General features: G+C 64.6%; 20 protein-coding genes. 7 read left to right on the forward strand and 13 right to left on the reverse strand.

What is annotated here, in order from left to right; translation table 11 throughout:
* Window positions 1-24: 24 nt before the first annotated feature.
* The 6 genes from CW305_RS07915 to CW305_RS07940 all read left to right on the forward strand — a co-directional run bounded on the left by CW305_RS07915 (window position 25) and on the right by CW305_RS07940 (window position 3548).
* Complete coding sequence (locus CW305_RS07915) at window positions 25-321, forward strand: hypothetical protein (RefSeq protein ID WP_104097577.1); 297 nt, start codon at window positions 25-27, stop codon at window positions 319-321.
* A complete protein-coding gene (locus CW305_RS07920) occupies window positions 314-949 on the forward strand; it encodes an ASCH domain-containing protein (protein ID WP_104097578.1) in 636 nt (211 codons plus the stop codon). Before CW305_RS07915 ends, CW305_RS07920 begins: the two co-directional genes overlap by 8 nt.
* Window positions 939-1175, forward strand: coding sequence for a hypothetical protein (locus CW305_RS07925; protein WP_104097579.1), 237 nt, complete (start codon window positions 939-941; stop codon window positions 1173-1175). Before CW305_RS07920 ends, CW305_RS07925 begins: the two co-directional genes overlap by 11 nt.
* Complete coding sequence (locus tag CW305_RS07930) at window positions 1168-1560, forward strand: hypothetical protein (protein ID WP_104097580.1); 393 nt, start codon at window positions 1168-1170, stop codon at window positions 1558-1560. The genes CW305_RS07925 and CW305_RS07930 overlap by 8 nt, the downstream gene beginning before the upstream one ends.
* 113 nt (window positions 1561-1673) lie before the next feature.
* Entirely contained in the window at window positions 1674-2843 is a 1170-nt protein-coding gene (locus CW305_RS07935) for a site-specific integrase (RefSeq protein WP_104097581.1), read from the forward strand.
* Window positions 2844-3275: 432 nt separating this feature from the next.
* Window positions 3276-3548 carry a DUF1652 domain-containing protein gene (locus CW305_RS07940; protein WP_041013998.1) on the forward strand — a complete coding sequence of 91 codons (273 nt, stop codon included), beginning with the start codon at window positions 3276-3278 and terminating at the stop codon, window positions 3546-3548.
* Here CW305_RS07940 and CW305_RS07945 read toward each other — a convergent pair.
* From CW305_RS07945 to glnT, 3 genes are all read right to left on the reverse strand, one after another.
* Window positions 3523-4173: a TetR family transcriptional regulator gene (locus CW305_RS07945; protein ID WP_023445606.1), complete on the reverse strand. Its 651-nt coding sequence runs from the start codon at window positions 4171-4173 to the stop codon at window positions 3523-3525. The two genes, CW305_RS07940 and CW305_RS07945, sit on opposite strands and share 26 nt — an antisense overlap.
* 101 nt (window positions 4174-4274) lie before the next feature.
* Window positions 4275-5348 carry a putative urea ABC transporter substrate-binding protein gene (locus tag CW305_RS07950; RefSeq protein WP_104097582.1) on the reverse strand — a complete coding sequence of 358 codons (1074 nt, stop codon included), beginning with the start codon at window positions 5346-5348 and terminating at the stop codon, window positions 4275-4277.
* Window positions 5349-5370: 22 nt separating this feature from the next.
* Entirely contained in the window at window positions 5371-6735 is a 1365-nt protein-coding gene (gene glnT, locus CW305_RS07955; RefSeq protein WP_104097854.1) for a type III glutamate--ammonia ligase, read from the reverse strand.
* 142 nt (window positions 6736-6877) lie between these two features.
* Here glnT and CW305_RS07960 point away from each other — a divergent pair, with 142 nt between their 5' ends.
* Window positions 6878-7900, forward strand: a complete 1023-nt coding sequence (locus CW305_RS07960; RefSeq protein WP_104097855.1) for an alpha/beta fold hydrolase — start codon at window positions 6878-6880, stop codon at window positions 7898-7900.
* A gap of 3 nt (window positions 7901-7903) precedes the next feature.
* Here CW305_RS07960 and CW305_RS07965 read toward each other — a convergent pair whose 3' ends face one another.
* The 10 genes from CW305_RS07965 to CW305_RS08010 are packed head-to-tail and all read right to left on the reverse strand — an operon-like array spanning window position 7904 to window position 16065.
* Window positions 7904-8743, reverse strand: coding sequence for an ABC transporter ATP-binding protein (locus tag CW305_RS07965; protein WP_181063868.1), 840 nt, complete (start codon window positions 8741-8743; stop codon window positions 7904-7906).
* A 2-nt stretch (window positions 8744-8745) separates the two neighbouring features.
* Window positions 8746-9624: an ABC transporter permease gene (locus CW305_RS07970; protein ID WP_101275676.1), complete on the reverse strand. Its 879-nt coding sequence runs from the start codon at window positions 9622-9624 to the stop codon at window positions 8746-8748.
* Window positions 9621-10430: a hypothetical protein gene (locus CW305_RS07975; protein WP_104097584.1), complete on the reverse strand. Its 810-nt coding sequence runs from the start codon at window positions 10428-10430 to the stop codon at window positions 9621-9623. Before CW305_RS07975 ends, CW305_RS07970 begins: the two co-directional genes overlap by 4 nt.
* Entirely contained in the window at window positions 10427-11209 is a 783-nt protein-coding gene (locus tag CW305_RS07980; RefSeq protein ID WP_104097585.1) for an N-acyl homoserine lactonase family protein, read from the reverse strand. Before CW305_RS07980 ends, CW305_RS07975 begins: the two co-directional genes overlap by 4 nt.
* Window positions 11206-11862: a cysteine hydrolase family protein gene (locus tag CW305_RS07985; RefSeq protein WP_023445598.1), complete on the reverse strand. Its 657-nt coding sequence runs from the start codon at window positions 11860-11862 to the stop codon at window positions 11206-11208. The genes CW305_RS07980 and CW305_RS07985 overlap by 4 nt, the downstream gene beginning before the upstream one ends.
* Window positions 11859-12620, reverse strand: a complete 762-nt coding sequence (locus CW305_RS07990; RefSeq protein ID WP_104097586.1) for a creatininase — start codon at window positions 12618-12620, stop codon at window positions 11859-11861. Before CW305_RS07990 ends, CW305_RS07985 begins: the two co-directional genes overlap by 4 nt.
* On the reverse strand, window positions 12617-13501 hold the full coding sequence (locus CW305_RS07995; protein WP_104097587.1) for a DMT family transporter: 885 nt from the start codon (window positions 13499-13501) through the stop codon (window positions 12617-12619). Before CW305_RS07995 ends, CW305_RS07990 begins: the two co-directional genes overlap by 4 nt.
* On the reverse strand, window positions 13498-14253 hold the full coding sequence (locus CW305_RS08000) for an SDR family NAD(P)-dependent oxidoreductase (protein ID WP_104097588.1): 756 nt from the start codon (window positions 14251-14253) through the stop codon (window positions 13498-13500). The genes CW305_RS07995 and CW305_RS08000 overlap by 4 nt, the downstream gene beginning before the upstream one ends.
* Window positions 14253-15041: an SDR family NAD(P)-dependent oxidoreductase gene (locus CW305_RS08005; RefSeq protein ID WP_104097589.1), complete on the reverse strand. Its 789-nt coding sequence runs from the start codon at window positions 15039-15041 to the stop codon at window positions 14253-14255. The genes CW305_RS08000 and CW305_RS08005 overlap by 1 nt, the downstream gene beginning before the upstream one ends.
* A 1-nt stretch (window position 15042) precedes the next feature.
* Window positions 15043-16065 carry a fatty acid desaturase family protein gene (locus CW305_RS08010; RefSeq protein WP_104097590.1) on the reverse strand — a complete coding sequence of 341 codons (1023 nt, stop codon included), beginning with the start codon at window positions 16063-16065 and terminating at the stop codon, window positions 15043-15045.
* Window positions 16066-16083: the final 18 nt, after the last annotated feature.

A 16083-nucleotide genomic window follows, 5' to 3' on the forward strand; every position in this document is an offset into this window, starting at 1 on the left:
CTGACCAACCCAAGGAGAAGCACCATGCAAGCACATCACACCCAGGGAGGCGGGGCACAGCATAACCCAGCCGCCAACTATCAACCTGTGGCCATCACCGGGGTGCCCGAGAAGCTATGCCGCAAATGCGGCGAGTTCTGGCCCGCCGATACCGAGTTTTTCTTCCGCCAGGCCTCCCGCCCGGACGGCCTCGGAACCATGTGCAAGGCCTGCTACGCGGAAACGCCGAGCATGATCAAGCGCAACGCCGGCAAGAAGAAATTGAACCAGGTCAGTTCGCCATGGGAAGTGCTGTTCGCAGAGGAGGCTAGCCATGCGTGAGCGTCCGATTTTGTTCAATGGCGCGATGGTGCGCGCCATCCTGGATGGTTCCAAGACCGTAATGCGGCGGGCTGTAATCAAATCCAGCCAGCCCGAGACCATCTTCCCCAGCGACTTCTCAGCGACCGAAGCGATGGTGGAGCTTAATAGCACGCGCTTCGGTACTACCTGGTGGAAGTCGTGCCCGTACGGCAAACCCGGTGATCGGCTTTGGGTGCGTGAAGCGTGGGCCGCCGATAGGCAGGTCGATTCGGTTTCTCCCAGCGAGCTGAGCCAGGGCGAGCCGATTTCTTACCTTGCAGACGATGCTATGCGCTCGACTGGGTGCGCGATGATCGCTAGAGGCAAAGGGCGACCATCAATCCACATGCCCCGTTGGGCTTCGCGCATCCTGCTTGAAATCACTGACGTGCGCGTCGAGCGATTGCAGGCCATCACCGAGGCGCAGGCCAAGGCCGAGGGGGTGCTTAGTTGTGAAAGGGACATCGACCCTGATGGCAATGACTACTCGCCGTATGAGCTGTTCTCAGCGTTGTGGGTCTCCATCAACGGTCATGAGAGCTGGCACGCCAACCCCTGGGTTTGGGTGGTCGAGTTCAAGCGGGTGGAGGTGCAGCATGCCAACTGAAATCCGCACCCGCTTCACCACCGGCACCTACGTGGCCACCGTGCGCGGCGATAAACGTACCGCCAGCAACACCATGGGCGCCCGCTGGGCCGCCGAAGCCTTGGCCCGCAAGCTGGGCCTCGATCCAACCAAGCTCCGCGAGACCCAGCGCGACCTGCTGCGCAGTGGGGTGGAGCTGTTCGTGCATCCGGAAACGCCAAAGGGCAAGGAGGTGGCCCATGGCTGACCACACCAGTGCGCAGTGCGATCTTTTCTCGCCCGCGAACGTGGCTTCGGTTGCTTGCTTCCCGCCGGCGCCTGCGCTCGTCGCCCATCGCTGGCCATATCCCGGGTTGAGCGGTGAGGACAGTGCGCGCTCTGCGCTGGCGCAGTCCGCGCAGTTCGTCGAGGTCATCGCCCTGACGATCAAACGCGCGCATGCGTCGGTGATAACTGACGCCGAGGTGAAGGCTCTGCTACCGGCTGACTGGAAGCACGTCCTCGGCCGCTGGATGCACGCCTCGCTGGCCAAGTGGCAGGGCGAGCAGCACGGCATCCAGGTTGAGCACGTCAGCCACGGCGATGGTGGATACCACTGGCAGTACCGCATGGACGATAGCCAGTCCGGGTGACCAGCTGACCTAGAAATCACACCAACCAATTCGAGGCCCGGCAACGGGCCTTTTTCTATTGCTGCGGGTGCGTCACCGGTACCGTGCCCGCTGGGTTTCGCGTGGGGACGCATATGGCAGATGGAGTTGAGGTGCGCGGGAACTCCGTGCGCGTGGACTTTCGGTGGCAGGGCAAGCGCTGTAAGGAGCCGTTTCCTGGCCCGCCGACACCGGGCAACCTGGAAAAGGCGGCGCGGCTGGTGGCGATCATCAAGCACGAAATTCAGGCCGGGACATTCAGCTACGCGCGCTATTTCCCCGACTCGGCGCGGGTGAAGGAGGGCACGTTTGGTCATTGGATCGACCTCTGGCTGGATATCAAGCGCAACGAGCTGGCCAAGTCCTCGATGGATGGGCACGAGAGCAAGATCAACTGCCATATCAGGAGACAGTGGGGCGAGCGCCAGGCAGAGGACATCAGTTTTGTGGAGATGCAGCGGTGGGTGCAGAAAGGGCTGATGCCCAAGCTGCACAACAAGACGGTGCGCGAAATCGTGGCGATCGTGCGGCAGATCTACCAGCTCTACCGGACCACCAATGCCGTGGCGTTCGACCCAACGGAGGGCATCGTGATCCGGCTGCCGGACGATGAAGACCCGGACCCGTTCGAGCGCAAGGAGATCGATGCGATCCTGGGCACCCCATCACCTGGCCGCGAGCAGGAGCTGGCTCTGATCAAGTTCATGATCTGGACAGGACCGCGTGTCAGCGAGGCGATCGCATTAGCGTGGGAGGACGTCGACCTGGCGAAGGGCGAAGTGACCTTCCGCCGGGCGAGAGTGCGCAGCGCCTACAAGGTAACGAAGACGCGCCGTTCGACTCGCAAGGTCAAGCTGCTGAAGCCTGCCCTGGAAGCGCTACGCGAGCAGGCCGAGCGCACGGAGAAGCTGCCAAAGGTCGAGGTTGAGACGACCGATCGGGATAACCGGACGGTGCGCAAGCAGTACCTGCGGTTCGTGTTCCATAACTCGCACACCAATCAGGCGTACTCAACCTCGGACAACATGCGCAACGGGTGGTGGAACGGCCACCTCAAGGCAGCGGGCGTTCGCCATCGCGGGCCGAACAACTGCCGGCACACCTTCGCCAGCCAGATGCTCACCAGCGGTGTGGTGCCGCTTGATTGGATTGCCGAGCATATGGGCCATACGTCCACCTCAATGATCCACAAGCACTACGGCAAGTGGATCAGCAACGACGCGGCGGACATGACCAGCCTCATCGAGCGACAGCTGAAGCTGTAGCCGGTCCCGCTCCCAAACAGCCCAAAGCCCCGATTTCCGGGGCTTTTTCGTATGCCCCGGGACCACGGATGGTCCCAAAATGGTCCCATTGGCCAGCTGCCCGAGAAAAATTCCTTAGAAATCAACGTCCCAATGCGGCCGTGCGATGATTTCGAATCTCTGCGCTTCCGCCATCTGCAATCCTGAAGGCCCCGATTACGGGGCCTTCAGCGTTTCTGCGGTACGGAAAACGAGCGCGGATGTTGCCAGGATCGGCGAATGTCAGGCTGCAGTTCATTGCGTAGGCTGCCCGCGCGACTTCCTGCAACATCCGGTAGGGCAAGTTTTGCTCAAACAGTGTCGACGCACGTTGTGCTGCAGTTGGCACTTGCCAGCCAGAGCGATGCGAAAGCCACTGCTAGAATCCGCCGCCTGACAAATGGAGTTGTCATCATGAAGCGATTCAGGCAACCGGAGGCATTTGCCCTGGTTCAACAATATTTCGAACCGCTGCTGTTCAGCGCGCGGATGGATTCGCCCTCGACCATCCGCGTGCTGCTAGTCGATGAAGCGGCAGGCGAGTCGCTTTTGCTTACCGGTTTGCCGTGCCGGCTATCGCTTTCCCGCGCCGAGATCACCGGGCTGATCAATACCATCGATCTGGACGCCGCCGCGCTGAGGCCGGCGCTGCTGAGCAAGCTCAAGCGCCCTCGCTTGCTTGGCTAGTCACTGAGGATGGAGCGTGCGACGTCACCAGCGCCAACAGATTGCTCGCCATGAAGGGTGTCTGCTCCCTGAGCGAAAACAGCTTGGGTGACAGCAACCAGGTGTGGGTGATGCCCATCAGGCTTGAATAGAGCAGCAGCGCCAGCGATCGTGGGGATTGGCAGTTGCCGGTGCCAGGCGTCTGCTGACTTCGCTCGACGAGCGCCTCCAGCAGCTGGACCATGTCGCGGGTCAGCTTGCGTTCACGCTTCAATGTGCTGGCCATCTGTGCCGTGAGTTCGGTCTTGTTCAGCAGGATTTCGAAAGACTGGCGATACCAGCGGTCCTCCAGCAACAGCCGAAACCAGTCGTCGATGAAGTGCTCGAGCGCGACAAGCGGCTCGTCGGCCAGCTTTCGGCTGCGGGCGATGAGCTGCTCCAGCGGTGCCTGGGAGTAGGCCAGGACCGCTTCGTACAGCTCGTCCTTGCTTTTGAAATGCCAGTAGATCGGGCCGCGGCTGAAGCCGGCGCTGTCGGCGATCATCGCCAGCGTGGTGTTCGAGTAACCGTTGCGGCTGAACAATTCCAGCGCCGCGGCAATGATCTTCAGACGGGTCTGTTCGGCGTCTTCTTTGGTCCGGCGCATGTGGGGCCTCAAATGATGCGCGGTGGATCAGCCAGAACCCACTGTGCGACAGCGCGCCGTGGCTGATGATACGGGCGCTTGGCGCCCGTCACGCTGAAGACTCAGAGTTTTCCGTCCGCGGCCATTTGCATGTAGGTGGTATCGAAGCGCAGTTTGACATTGGCATCCGAGCCCATCAACTTGCCGCCAGGCATGGCAATGCCGATAAAGTCTACCGAGTCCGCACCGTCGCCCAGCAGACCGTGGTCGAAGGAGAACCTGCGCACGCTGTCCATGGCCTGATATGCCTCGTCGCTGTTGATGAACGCGAGCGAGTCGGCAGGCTTCCAGAACATCTTCATGCCTTTGAGCTGGCTTTCGTACCCGGCCTGATCGGTTCCGGAGGCCTGGCCCAGCGAGGCACGCGCCTTGGCGCCTTCGTCGGTGTCGCTTTCCAGGATCGCCATCACCTCATACCAGGCGCCAACCACGGCTTTGCCGAAGTCCGGGTTGTCGACCAGGGTTTCGCTGTTGACGATGGTCAGGTCCTTGATGTGGCCGGGGATCTGGCTGGAGTCGAAGGTGCGGTGCACACCGGGCGTGGCGGCAACTTCGTCGAGCAGAGGGTTCCATGTCACGACATTGCGCACCTCGTCCGTACTGAATGCGGCGACCAGATCGGCGTCCGAGGTGTTGACCACCTGTACGTCGCGCTCGCTCATGCCGACGCTATCGAGCGCCTGGGCCAGCAGGTAATGCGAAACCGACAGCTCGACCAGATGGATCTGCTGATCCTTGAGGCTCTTCAGGTCGGCGCTGTCCTTCATCACCATCCCGTCGTTGCCGTTGGAATAGTCACCGACGATCAGTGCCGTGGTATCGATGCCGCCGGCTGCCGGAATCGACAGCGCATCCATGCTGGTGGCGACCACCCCGTCGAACTGGCCGGCGCTGTACTGGTTGATCGACTCGACGTAGTCGTTGACCTGGGTGATGTTCACTTCGATCCCGTACTTGTCGGCCCACTTCTTCATGATTCCCGACTCATCCGCATACTTCCATGGCATCCAGCCGGCATAGATGGTCCAGGCAATATCGAAGCTTTTCTTTTCCTCGGCCTGCGCGGCAAAAGGCGAAAGGGCTGCAAAGATCACGGCGCCGGCACAGAGTGCCCGCTTGAACGTATTGGCTTGCATGGTGAATCTCCTTTTCATCGAGTCAGAAGAATTTCAGGTAGCGCTGGATTTCCCAGTCGGAAACATGGGTGTGGTAGGCATTCCATTCGTCGCGCTTGTACTCGACGAAGGCTTCATACATCGCATCGCCGAACACCTGGCGCGACAGCGGATCGGCCTCGAACGCATCGATGGCTTCGGACAGCGTGCGCGGCAGGGTTTCGATGCCCATGTCCGCGACATCCTTTTCGCTGTAGTCGTACATGTTTTCGCGGTGCGGCTGGCCCGGTTCGAGCTTGTCGCGGATGCCTTCCAGGCCGGCGGCGAGGATCATCGCGGCGCCGAGATAGGGGTTGCAGCCGATATCCGCGGCGCGGCATTCGACCCGCGCGCCCTGGGACGGAATGCGCAGCATGTTGGTGCGGTTGTTGTTGCCGTAGCAGACGAACACCGGCGCCCAGGTCGAGCCGGACATCGCGCCCTTGCGAATCAGCCGCTTGTAGCTGTTCACGGTGGGCGCGATCACCGCGCAAATGGCCTTGGCGTGTTTCAGTACGCCAGCGATGAAGTGGTAGGCGAGCGGGGTGACACCGCAGCCGTGCGGGTCCTCACCGTCCACCTCGAAGAGGTTTTTGCCAGACGCCAAGTCCGCCAGTGACATGTTGTAGTGCGCGCCGCTACCGGTGCGCTGCGCCGAGGGCTTGGGCATGAAGGTGGCGAAGGCGCCATGCTTGCGGGCGATCTCGTTGGCCATCATGCGGAAGAACACGAAGCGGTCGGCCATGGTCAACGCGTCGGCGTACTTGAAGTCGGTTTCGAACTGGCCGTTGGCGTCTTCATGGTCGAACGAGTAGACGCCCCAGCCCATCTCGTTCATGGCTTCCACCAGCTCATCGATCATCGGCAGGTTGTCCATCAACAGGCGCGGGTCGTAGCAGGGCTTGGCCGCGGTATCACGATCGCTGAGCGGGGCAAAGCCGCCGTCCGGGGTGTCCTTGTAGAGGAAGAACTCGGTCTCGATGCCCAGATTGAAGCTGTAGCCCATCTCGGCCGCAGCGTCGGTCTGGCGCTTGAGAATGCCGCGGGAGCAGGCGTCGAAAGGCTTGCCGTCCAGATAGAGGTCGCTGGCGAACCAGGCCAGGCTGCGGTTCCAGCTGCACTGGGTGGCGCTGGCCGGATCGGGCATCGCCGCCACTTCGTTATCGCTGATCTGCTGCGGCACGCCGTCCAGCGCTGCGCCGGTGTACAGCTCGGAACCGCGAAGCATCTGCCCCAGATGGTCGAGCGGAACGAACTTGCCTTTGATCACGCCGTGCATGTCGACGTAGCTGGCCATGGCGTACTTCACGCCCTTGTCCTGCAGCCGCTGTTTCAGCTCCTCGACGGAGGAGAGTGGGAAGCTGGTCATCTGCTTGCGCTCCTTGGAGTCATGAATGGCGGCCGGGGCCGCTGGCACGATTCCTTCATCCAATATACATGCCAGCGTGTATAGAAACGGGCTACGTCTGGTGCCAATGCTTGCCCGTTTCGCCGATGTGGGAGTCATGCAGATGCTTGAAATAAAAAGGGAAAAGAAATTTTTCGCGCTGGGCGAAATAAGCCTGGAAAGCGGCGAGCGATTGCGCAATGCACGCATTTGCTATCAGGTAATAGGCACGCCGAACCGGGCGCGAGACAACCTGGTGCTGATTCCCAGCTACTACGGCGGCACACATTGGGGCAGCCTGCCCCTGCTTGGTGCGGAGGGGCCACTGGCAGGCGGCGATTACTGCGTGGTGCTGATCAACCTGTTCGGCGCCGGCTGGTCGACTTCGCCGAGCAATGCGGCGCCGGGACAGGAGGGTGCGGACTTTCCGCAGGTGAGCCTGCTGGACAATGTGCACGCACAGAAGGCGTTGCTCGACCGGCTGTTCGGTGACGACTGGCAGCTCGCCCTGGTGACTGGCTGGTCCATGGGCGGCATGCAGACGCTGTTCTGGGCAATGGCCTACCCCGAGCGAGTGTGCGCCATCCTGCCGTTCTGCTGCACGGCGCGCTGCTGGCCGCACAACCGGGTGTTTCTCGAAGGGGTGAAGGCGGCGCTCTGCGCCGACGCCGCCTGGCAGGGCGGTCGCTACGCCACGCCGCCGGAACGCGGTCTGCGGGCGTTTGGCCGTGTCTATGCCGGCTGGGCCTATTCCCAGGCGTTCTATCGTCACGAGCTGTGGCGCGAGCTGGGCTTCGAGAGCCTGGAGGCGCTGCTCGACTACTGGGAGCGGGACCATCTGGAGCAGGACGCCAATGACCTGCTCTGCGTGCTGAACACCTGGCAATCGGCTGACCCGGTCCGCAGTTTCGGCGGTGGCTCGCTGGCCGAAGCGCTGGGGTGCATCCGCGCACGGACCATCCTCATGCCCGGCAGTACAGACCTGTATTTCACCGTCGAGGATGCCCGCCACGAGGCCACGCTGATCCCAGGTGCTGAGCTGCGGGTGCTCGAATCGGACTGGGGCCATTGCGCCGGTGGGCCGGGCCGCAGCGCGCCGGCCATGCAGCAGGTGTTTGCGGCAATGGCCGAGTTGCTCGGCCGCTAGCCTTTAGCCGGCCACGGCGCTGAGTTTGGCCAGTTGCTCGAGGTCGGTCTGCATGCCGGACGTCTCGCGGATGCGGGCGAGGATTTCGCGCTTGAGCTCGGTGAATTCGGGCGCGAGCTTCATGTCCTGATGGCGCTGGGCCGGCAGCGGCACCTCGTAGATGGAGTCGATGCGCCCGGGCCTCGGCGCCATCAGCACGATGCGGCTGCCCAGATAGATGGCTTCCTCGACATCGTGGGTGACGAACAGGATGGTGCTCTTTTCCAGCCTGTGCACATGGCGGATGAGGTCGTGCATGACCTCTCGCGTCTGCGCATCCAGCGCACCGAACGGCTCGTCCATCAGCAGCGTCGCGGGCTTGGGCATCAAGGCGCGGGCAATGGCGACGCGCTGCTGCATCCCGCCGGAGAGCTGGCTGGGATAGGCATCGGCGAAGCGCGTCAGGCCCATCAGGTTGAGCAGGGCGTCGGCGCGGCCTGCGGCCGACTCCACGTCACCGTCGTGGCGCACGGTGTCGCCGATCACCTTGAGCTGGCGGCAGAACTTGATGTTCTGCATCACCGTCAGCCAGGGATAGAGGCTGTAGTGCTGGAAGACCATGGCGCGGTCGACGCCAGGGCCGTCGATAGGCTTGCCGTCGAGCAGGATCTCGCCACAACTCAGCGTTTCCAGCCCGGCGATGATGCGCAGCAGGGTGGACTTACCGCAGCCCGAGGCCCCGACGAAGGTGACGAACTCGTTGGGCTGGATATCCAGGTCGATCGACTGCAGCGCCTGCACCTCGCGCTGCTCGCTGACGAAGGTCTTGCCGACCTGACGGACATGAATCTTGGCATCGGACATGGTCATTTCCTCATCCAGGGAAAGGCGCGGCGGTGCAACCAGCGGAAGGCCTGGTCGGTGAGCAGGCCGATCAGACCGATCAGCAGGATGCCGGCGAAGATCTTGTCGGTGTGCATGTAGCGCTGCGCCTTGAGGATGGCGTAGCCGAGGCCGGAGTTGGCCGCAACCAGTTCGGCTACTACCAGGTAGGTCCAGGCCCAGCCGCAGGTGATGCGCAGGGTGTCGAGCAGCGCCGGTTTGGCCGACGGCAGGATCACCAACTTGACGATCTCGCCGCGGTTGGCGCCCATGGTCTGCGCCGCCTCGATCTGCGCCATGGGCACGCGGCGCACGTCTTCGGCGACCATCAGCACCATCTGGAAGAAGGTGCCGATGAAGATGATCAGTACCTTGGAGCCCTCATCAATACCGACCCAGAGCATCACCAGCGGAATGAAGGCTACCGCCGGCATATAGCGGATGAAGTCGGTGAGCGGTTCGAGAAAGGCCTGCACCGGCCGATAGGTGCCGATGTACAGCCCCAGCGGCAGCGCAATCAGTGCCGAGGCACCGAAGCCCGCCATGACCCGCCAGACGCTGATGCCGATGTCCCCCAGCAGCCCTTCGCTTGTCCCCCAGCGGCCGATGCGTTCGAGCACCGCGCCGGGGCTGGGCATGAACATCGGGTCGGCGAGGCCGAGCGCCGTCCACAGCCACCAGATGACGAAGGGCAGGCTCAGCCCGGCGCCGGTCAGTAGCCAGGCGCTGCGCCGGGATATCTCGCCGCGAATGCGCCAGAAACTGCTCTTGCGCACCACCTGTTCGGCCGGTGCGGCCGGTGTTGCCGTGTGTCGCGGCTGCGCGGCGGTGGCAGCGGAGGGGATGCTGATCTGCGCTGTCATGCGGGAACCTCCTGTGAAATGGTGGGCACATCGAGTTCAACGCGTTGCCAGCCACCGGCCGCCGGATAACGACCAAGCGCGGCGAGGTCAGCAGTCGGCAGGCTGGTGGGGTCGGCGAAGTTCCAGTAGCTCGACAGTAGGGCGTCGCCGACGCGGCCGGGCAGCGTCGAGTGGGTGATCTGCCAGGGTGTTGCGCCGTTGCGGTGGCGGCCGAAGGACAGCTCGCAGGCCAGCAACTGTGGCCGCAGCGCGGGGCTGACGGCGGCCAGTTGGTCACGCAGATATCCTGTGCTGGCCGGCAGCAGAATCGGCCGCTCGGCAGCGAACAGGAAGTAGTCGCCCGCTACCAGCAGACAGGCCTGCCGGGCTGGCTGCTCCGCCGCGCGCAGCCAGATGCCCCAGCTGCGCCCCTGCGACTCCGGCAGGCGCTGCCAGATTTCGTGGTAGCTGCCGTCGAGCCCGTCCTCCAGCAGCCGCTCCGGGGTCTCGAAGTGCATCAGGCCGATATCCGCAGGTCCGCCCGGCGGCTGGAAGTCGATCAGCCGATGCCACTGGCAGATATCGCCGTTGACCTCGGTGACGCCGGCGAAGCCAGCCTGCTCGCTCAGGGCCAGCTGCTGGGCATGGCTGCAGGTTTCCAGCGAGGCGGCTGGCGGCAGCGCTTGCGGCCGCGGCAGGCGCAGGTCGGCGTGCAGGCTGGCGGTTTGCAGCCAGTACACCTCGCTGGTTTCGTCACGCAAGCCGGCGGTGGTGGTCAGCAGGCGCCGGCGCCACACGCCGAGATAGGCATCGGGAACGCTCTTCATGCGTGGTACTCCGGAAAGCTTTTGAGGGTGCGCCAGAAGGCCATGTCGTGATTCGGCCAGATAGCGGCGTCGGTTTCGGCAGCGGTGGCCTTGAGCTTGCGGATGCTGCCCAGCGCCAGGTCTTCGCGGTCCTGCCAGCAGAGGCCGGGCGCGACTTCGTCGACCAGGTTCTCGCTCAGGTCCGCAGCGTCCCCGGCGAGAATCACCGGCTTGCCGTGCGGCAGTTCGATAAGCAGCGACATGTGGCCGGCCGTGTGCCCGGGGGTATTGATTGCGCGCAGTCCGGGCAGCAGCTCGTATTCGTCGCGCTGCAGCATCCAACGATGTTCGCCGGCAAAGTCATCGGCGAAGTAGGCATTGTCCGCCTGGGCGCGGGCGGCGGCGAGTTCCGCTTCATGCACATGCACATCGCAGCCGCACAGTTCGCACAGGCCACCGGCGTGATCGAAATGCAGATGACTGAGGAACACGAGATCAATATCGGCGGGGGACAGCCCGTGTCGGTCCAGATGGGCGGGCAGACGCTGCTCCTCGGTCATCTCGGGCGGCCCCATGGGAAACTCCACCGGATCGAACCAGCGCGCACGCAGCTGCGGATCGCTGAGCTTGGCGTAGTCGCAGCCGACGTCGAACAACACTCGTCCCTGTCGGGTTTCGATTAGGAAGGCGAGGATCGGCGCGTCGATCAGCGTGCCCTGGCCGCGATTGCGGGTGGAAATCGACTTGTCATAGCGATGCGTGGCGGTCAGCAGTGGCCAGAGCTTCAGCACATCGGTCATGCGGCACGCTCCAGACGCCGGAGCAGGCTGGCGCTGTCGGTCACGCTGCCGAACAGCCCACCTTCGACCTCGATCATCGCCAGCGCAGCCGCATGCAGTTGCGGGTCGGACGAGGCGCAGGCATCGCTGACGGTCAGGCAGTCGAAGCCAAGGTCGATGGCCTGGCGCAGCGTCGAAGACACGCAGACCTCGGTAGTCACGCCGGTCAGGATCAGCCGCTCGATGCCGCGGCGGCGCAGGATCAGTTCGAGATCGGTATGGGCGAAAGCGCTGTAGCCGGGTTTGTCGATCACCGGCTCGCCAGCGCGCGGCTGCAGTTCGTCGATCAGGTCGTGGCCGAATTCGCCGCGCACCAGCAGGCGGCCGAGGGGGCCAGCACTGCCGATGGGGGCGCCAGTCGCTTCGGCACGGCGGCGTTTGGGGTCGGGCAGATCGGAAAGATCCGGACGATGACCTTCACGGGTGTGCACGACCAGCATGCCCAGCCCGCGAGCGCGATCCAGCAGCGCCTGGATCGCCGGGATCGGTGCACGCAGGCGGCTGACGTCCATGCCGGCCTGGTCGGCGTAGCCACCCAGGGCGCAGAAATCACGCTGCATGTCGATCACCAGTAGCGCCGTGCGCCCGGGGTTCAGGTTCGTCGCCAGGGTCACAGGGCAAACTCCTTGCACACCGCAGCGGCGATGCCGTCGACGATGTCTTCGGCCAGCCGCTGGCCTTTCGCCGCGCTGGAGCCTTTGGCCGAGGACAGCACGCCGGAAGGAGGCACCCACTCGATGCGGGTGGGATACATGTCGTAGGGCGGGAAGTCCGCCGGGGCGTCGTCCGGAATCTTCTCCAGCGCCACCAGTTGCGGATGGAAGTGCAGCATCAGCGAGGTCTCGATCACCGCAGCATGCTCCAGAGCGAAGCCGGGGAATCCATCGGGGAAGACATCGGTCAGGGTCTGCGCGCGGCAGAAGTCCCAGTGTTCCAGTCGCATCACCTCCAGGCCGGCGTCCGGTCCGAGGTCGCGCAGCGCCAGCTGGATGCCTTCGGCGACGAACCACTGGTTCTCGTAATGGCCGAGCACCAGCACCAGGCGGCGCACGCCGTGGCGTTGGAACTCCCGTACGGCGTCGCGCACCAGCGCGCTCAAGGTCGCGCCATCCAGGCTGGTGGTGCCGCAGAAGTGCTGGCCGCCGCCGCATTTCGGTTGCGACTTGTAGCCGTAGGAGAGTGCCGGTGCGACCAACCCGCCAACCCGCGCTGCCACTTCGGCGCTGATTGCGCTGGCCAGCAGCGCGTCGGTGCCCAGCGGCAGGTGCGGGCCATGCTGCTCGGTGGCGCCGCAGGGCAAAAAGACCGCGGCGCCTTCGCCGATGCGGCGTTCGTACTCGACCCAGCTCAGTTGATCCATGTGCACGCTCATGCGCAGCTGCTCCTTGTCGCAATGGGAAGGGGACGTTCCGGCCAGCCGGCGATCAGCGCAGCGGTGGTGATCAGGGCGGCGCCGAGCCATTCGTTCGGGCCGATGGCGTGGTTGCCGAACCAGGCGGACGACAGCACCGCGGCGATCAGCTCGAACACCACCAGCACCGCGGCGCGGCCGGCCTCAAGATGAGTGAGGCCGTACTGCACGGCGGCCATGCTGACCAGCCAGCCGAGGGCGAGCAGGCTGATCTGCCAGGTCAGGGTCAGATCCAAGGGCGGAAGTGGCTGGCGCAGCAGCAGGCAGAACAGCCCACCGAGCAGCGCGCTGCCGATGAAGCTGACCAGCGCCTTGCTCGCCAGCGGCACCTGGTTGGCAGCGCGGGTGGCCAGGTTGTTGAGGCTGAAGGCGAGGCCGGCGGAGAGCGCCAGCCAGTCATTCGCGCCCGGCGCATCCAGGGCTTCGCCGGTGATGCCGAGGGTCAGGCCGATGCCGAGCATCGCCAGTCCGAGGGCGAACAGCCGCGTGCCGCTGAGGCGTTCGCCGAGCAGCAGCCAGCCGCCGACCATCGCCCACACCGGCGCCAGATAGAACAGCAGCATCACCCGCACCACGTTTCCGTCGGCCAGGGCGGTGACCAGTGCCGCGGTGGCCCAGCCACCGCACAGGCCCATGGTGAGCACCTGGCGATACTGGCTCGCCCACTGGCGGCGCTGCTGCCAGAGCACTGGCAGCGCCAGCAGGCTGAGTAGCGAATAGGTCAGCAGCACCAGCGGCATGCCGGCCAGGCCGCGGGCCGCGAAGAACTGCAGCGGCAGCCAGCCCAGCCCCCACATGATGGCGCCGCCGATCAGCATGCCCTGTGGCATCAGGCTGTTCATGCGCCCATCCAGGAGCCGCCGTTGGGCCCGAGCAGCTGTCCGGTGAAATAGCTCGCCTGCGGCGAAAGCAGGAAGACGATGGCCGCCGCGACTTCCTCCGGCGTACCCAGGCGAGCCATGGGGATCGCCAGCTCCTTGGTCATCCACTCATCGCTCATGTGCTCCGGGCTGACCATCGCCGTGGCGATGGGGCCGGGCGCGACGCCATTGACGCGAATGCCATCGGCGGCGAATTCGCGCGCCAACGAGCGGGTCAGGCCGATCACCCCGGCCTTGGCCGTGCAGTAGGCGGTGTACTGCTCGCGGCCGAGAAAGCCGAGGTCCGAGGCGACATTGACGATGGCGCCGCTGCGCCGCGGCTGCATCCGCGCCAGTGCATGACGGCAGCAGCGATAGACGCCGGCGAGGTCGACGCCCAGCACCATGGCCCAGTCTGCTTCGCTGGTCTCGAGAAAGGGCTTTTCCAGGATCACCCCGGCGTTGTTGACCAGCAGATCCAGCGGTCCGTGCGCCTCGATGGCCTCGAACATCGCCGCCACCGCAACCGGATCGCTGACATCCGCCTCGATGGCCGAGGCGTCGCCGCCGTTGGCGATGATCTGCTCGACCAATTGGTTCGCCAGATCATGCTGGTCGCGATGGTTGATCCAGACCCGCGCGCCCTCGGCTGCGAGCGCAAGCGCGGTGGCGCGGCCGATGCCGGTCGCTGCGCCGGTGACCAGGGCGGTCCGGCCAGTAAAGATGGCAACCATCAGTGCATCACCTCGCCGTGGCTGACCGACAGCGCCTGGCCGGTCAGGGCGGCGGCCAGCGGTGAGCCGAGAAACAGGAAAGTGCCACCCAGATCGGCCGGTGTCAGCAGCTCAGGGATGGCCTGGTTGGCGAGGATCGCCGCCAGCTCAGCGCTGTCGCTACGGCCGTTGGCGTCCGCCATCACCTGCAGCGAGCGCATGGCCGCATCGGTGCCGATCCAGCCGGGGCATACCGCGTTCACCCGGATGCGCCGCGGCCCGAGTTCCCAGGCCAGCGAGCGGGTCAGGCCGACCACCGCGTGCTTGCTGGCGACATAGGCGGAAAAGCCCGGCACGCCTTTCAGGCCCCAGATTGAGGCCTGGTTGATCACGCTGGCGCCAGCGCGCAGGCGTGGCAGCAACGCACGGGTCAGGCGCTGCATGGAGCCGACGTTGTTCTCCAGCTGGGCCGACCAGCGCTGATCGGCGTCGAAGCTGCACTCATCCAGCGGCGTGGCGTATTCGACGCCGGCGTTGTTGATCAGCACATCGGCGTTCAGGCCGCGACAGGCGAGGTCATCGGCGTAGTGCTGCACTGCCTGGTGATCACCGAGGTCCAGCGCGGTGCAATGCAACGGCGTGTCGCCAGCGAGTTCGTCGGCAAGCCGGGCGAGGGCGTCGGCGTCACGGTCGAGTAGTTCGAGGGTGGCGCCGGCGGCGGCGAAACTCTGCGCCAGGCCACGGCCGATGCCCCCGGCGGCGCCGGTGATGACCACGCAGCGGCCGCGGTAATCCAGTGCCTTGTGCATGTCACACCGCCGTCAGGAAGGAGACGCCCACGGCGCCGTAGAAATTGTCGGCCTTGTGCGGCCCCTCGCTGACCACACCGTAGTCATCGTCCAGCACGCGACGCACGCGATAGCGGTGGAAGCTGCCGAGCAGCTTGCGCATCGGGATGACCTGGTTGTAGGTGCTGCCGTACAGCTCGGCGTGCAGCTTGGGCAGTCGATACCAGGGCGCCACCGGCTTCTCGTGGTGGGCGTTGTGGAAGGAAAAGTTGAGCAGCAGCAGGTTCAGCGCCGGCCAGCGTTCCGATACCACGTTGCTGTAGGTGTTCTGCTGCTCGTAGCTGCGGTCGCGGCGCTTGTTCTCCGGCAGCTTGCCGCCATCTTCCAGCACGGCGAAGGCCTCGTAGGTGTGCTGATAGGCATCGGCGAAACGCAGCACGCTGAGCATGATCATCCAGGCCAAGGCGTAGAGCAGCACGGCCTTCAGCGACAGCACCGCGAGCCCGGCGAAGAGCAGTGTGCGAACGGCCAGCACAGCAGCGACCTTGCCACGGCGGGCGCGGTGCTTGTCGTTGTCGGTGATGAAGGGCAGGGCGATCACGTAGAAGTGCATGATCAGTTCCACCGCCGGCACATAGGCCCATTCCAGCGCCAGTACCAGCTTCTGGAACCACAAGGGGCGCGCCTTGAGAAAGGCCTTGCTGTCGAAGGTGATCACGTCGGCGCGGTCGACGTGGTGGCGCATGTGCTTCTTGCGCAGGTCCTGGAACTCGGCGTAGCAGCTGCCGCACAGCCAGCTGCAGACGTTGCCGGCCCATTCGTTGTGCTTGGGCACGCTGAAAATGGCGCCGTGGGCGAATTCGTGGATCAGGTAGGCCGCGATGATCATGCCGTGGGCCAGCAGCAACGTGCCCAGCGCGTTCAGCCAGCCACTGCCGGCGAACAGCAGGGCCAGGCCGCCGCCGTAGGCGAGTACGGTATAGAGGATCGCCAAGGTATTTGGGACGCGGCCATCGGCGTAGCGGTACAGAGGTTTGGCAGTCATGGTGTTCTCCAGCACAGG

This window comes from Stutzerimonas kunmingensis (assembly GCF_002929225.1).
Lineage (GTDB): Bacteria > Pseudomonadota > Gammaproteobacteria > Pseudomonadales > Pseudomonadaceae > Stutzerimonas.